Source organism: Neoroseomonas lacus (assembly GCF_014644535.1).
Lineage (GTDB): Bacteria > Pseudomonadota > Alphaproteobacteria > Acetobacterales > Acetobacteraceae > Neoroseomonas > Neoroseomonas lacus.
This window is the reverse complement of sequence record NZ_BMKW01000050.1, coordinates 1-2,253: the sequence shown is the minus strand read 5'-3', so window position 1 is coordinate 2,253 and position 2,253 is coordinate 1. Positions and strand designations below refer to the sequence as shown.

The following is a 2,253-nucleotide window of genomic DNA, read 5'->3' as shown; positions in this document are numbered from 1 at the left end:
CCAACCATCGCCATCCCTCGCGCCGACCCGGGTCAGTGAATCAGCAAGCGGTCATCGTGACGAGGGGTTTCTGGAGGTGTCCAACTTGAAACGTTGTGCTCGATCACCTTGCGGATGCATCCAAAGATTCAGCTTGAGGTAAGTCGGAAGGCATCCGTGAGAATTTTTCTCTGCCTTGATGGATATCAACGTTCGAGACTGCCTAAGAGTTCAAAGTTGAAAACATCGAATGGGCTGGTCGTGCAATTGGAATCATTGCACCCCGTGCGTGGTTGCGTTCGCATGCCAACCTTCATGGGGAGGAATTTTCATGATGTCCTTCCGACTTCTCGCAGTCGTGCTCCTGGCTCTCGGCGTCGGCGCCTGCGAGCAGCGACAGGCCAGCCCCGCTAACCCGCCCGGCACGGCGGCCACGGGTGCATTGGACCGGGCTGCGGGCAGCAATGTCTCCGGCGCCTACCCGATGCAGTCCGATGGCATGCCGGACAACCCGCCTGGCACGGCGGCGGGGCGCGCCGTCGATCGCGCCATCGGGACAACTGGCTCGCGTTAGAGCTAGTCATCGCGTCGTGTGACCCACGCCGAGCCGAAGGAGACCGCCATGCGCTTGCTACATCCTGCCGTTCTGGTGATCGCGGGCCTTGGGCTGACCGGCTGTGTCGGCGTTAGCGACGGATATTACCCGCAACCATATGGCAGCACCTTCAGCGGCAACTCGGGCTTCGTGACACCATATCGCTACCCGAGCGCTTCGAGCGGGTATCTGTACGACCAGTCGCATCGGTCATGGCAGGGCAATACCTACAGACCGGCGCCCAACTACAGGCCACCGCCAAACTACAGGCCAACGCCCTCTTACAGGCCGAACCCCAACTACGGACAGAGCCGCAGCAACAATCCCAACCGCAACAATCCGCCGGGCCGCGGCCATGGACGCGACAACGACTGACAGCAGTCCGTCAGGGCTGCCCGGGATGGGGCTCGCCCCGGCGGGAACGCGCACCTCGGCAGGGGCGTCCGGCGATGGGGGCACTGGCCCGGCTGAATCGACGACGCCCGCAGCATTGGAGAACATAGTCATGCGAACCGTCACTGCCGTTGCATTGGCTCTGGCGCTTGGAAGCGCCGCGATCCCGGCGGCGGGAGCGATGGCACAGGGCGCGCCCGCCCCGGCCATCGTCACCCACGTCCAGACGGCGACCGAACTCGCCGCCATCTGTGATCCTGCCTGGGGCGGGGTGCCTCGCCTGGAGGCCATCGCCTATTGCCAGGGCTTCCTGACCGGCTTCGGTCAATATCATGCCCTGCTGTATCCGCAGGGCGGGCCGGCGCGGCCCCTGTTCTGCGTGCCAGTGCCGGGGCCGACGGTGGCCCAGTCCGGCATCGCCTTCGCCGCCTGGGCACGCGAGAACACGCAATACGGCAGTGAGCCAGCACTCGACGGCCTGCTCCGCTGGGCGCAGGCGACCTTTCCCTGCCCGGCGAGCCCCCCGTCGCGCAGCTCGCGCCGCGCACGCTGAGACGCAGGAGATGAACATGCGCTCAACGCAACGTGCACTCCTCCTCCTGGGCGGTCTTGGCCTGGCGTCCTGCGCCGACATGACGCCCACGCAGCAGAGCATGGGCATCGGCGCCCTCGGCGGTGCGGCGCTCGGCGGCGTCGTGGGTTCCTTCAGCGGCAACGCCGGCCTCGGCGCCTTGCTCGGCGCGGGTGTCGGCGCCGGTGGCGGCTACCTCTACGGCCAGTCCCAACAGTCCCGGCAGCCCTATTATTCGAGGAACAACAGCGGGTACCGCGACAACCGCAACTACTGACCAGCAGTTGGCCGCTGCGCGCGGCGGCACGCGCTGAAGACCATCGTCGGGTGCCGTGCATTCGAACAGCTCAAGGAGAAGACACCATGTCGCTCGGAATGATCCTGCTCATCATCCTCGTCATCGCCTTGTTGGGTGGCTTCACCGGGGTGGTCGGCGGCTATGGCTATGGCTTCGGCCATGGCGGCGTCGGCGTCCTTGGCACGGTGCTGATCATCGTGCTCATTCTCGTGCTGCTCGGCCGGATCTGATTTGCCCTGGCCGAACATTCGGTCGGGGCACCTTGGCTGGTAGGCGGAGATCGGCCTCGTCGAATGTAGCGTTCCGAGCCGCGGGGGCTGTTGCTGCGCCCGTCGGAGACCCCTGCGAAACGGGCCTGATCGGGTAATGGAGGCGTGGTAGCGACCTGGGAACGGTAATGTTGGACGGCTTTGGTGC

Annotated in this window: 5 protein-coding genes; all 5 read left to right on the top strand. The window is 65.4% G+C overall.

The features are described 5' to 3' along the window. The first annotated feature begins 310 nt into the window (after positions 1 to 310). The 5 genes from IEY36_RS30320 (at position 311) to IEY36_RS30300 (ending at position 2,066) form a co-directional block, all read left to right on the top strand. Entirely contained in the window at positions 311 to 553 is a 243-nt protein-coding gene (locus IEY36_RS30320; protein ID WP_188974050.1) for a hypothetical protein, read from the top strand. A gap of 48 nt (positions 554 to 601) precedes the next feature. Next, positions 602 to 949, top strand: a complete 348-nt coding sequence (locus IEY36_RS30315; protein ID WP_188974048.1) for a hypothetical protein — start codon at positions 602 to 604, stop codon at positions 947 to 949. A 130-nt stretch (positions 950 to 1,079) separates the two neighbouring features. Then, a complete protein-coding gene (locus tag IEY36_RS30310; RefSeq protein WP_188974046.1) occupies positions 1,080 to 1,520 on the top strand; it encodes a Rap1a/Tai family immunity protein in 441 nt (146 codons plus the stop codon). Between the two features lie 16 nt (positions 1,521 to 1,536). Further along, on the top strand, positions 1,537 to 1,815 hold the full coding sequence (locus IEY36_RS30305; RefSeq protein WP_229681726.1) for a glycine zipper domain-containing protein: 279 nt from the start codon (positions 1,537 to 1,539) through the stop codon (positions 1,813 to 1,815). Between the two features lie 86 nt (positions 1,816 to 1,901). Continuing rightward, on the top strand, positions 1,902 to 2,066 hold the full coding sequence (locus IEY36_RS30300) for a DUF3309 family protein (RefSeq protein WP_188973215.1): 165 nt from the start codon (positions 1,902 to 1,904) through the stop codon (positions 2,064 to 2,066). The last annotated feature ends 187 nt before the right edge of the window (positions 2,067 to 2,253 follow it).

Excerpts from the sequence above, each read along its gene's own strand:
- IEY36_RS30320 (WP_188974050.1), top strand. The coding sequence starts at position 311 with ATGATGTCCTTCCGACTTCTCGCAGTCGTGCTCCTGGCTCTCGGCGTC.
- IEY36_RS30315 (WP_188974048.1), top strand. The coding sequence starts at position 602 with ATGCGCTTGCTACATCCTGCCGTTCTGGTGATCGCGGGCCTTGGGCTG.
- IEY36_RS30310 (WP_188974046.1), top strand. The coding sequence starts at position 1,080 with ATGCGAACCGTCACTGCCGTTGCATTGGCTCTGGCGCTTGGAAGCGCC.
- IEY36_RS30305 (WP_229681726.1), top strand. The coding sequence starts at position 1,537 with ATGCGCTCAACGCAACGTGCACTCCTCCTCCTGGGCGGTCTTGGCCTG.
- IEY36_RS30300 (WP_188973215.1), top strand. The coding sequence starts at position 1,902 with ATGTCGCTCGGAATGATCCTGCTCATCATCCTCGTCATCGCCTTGTTG.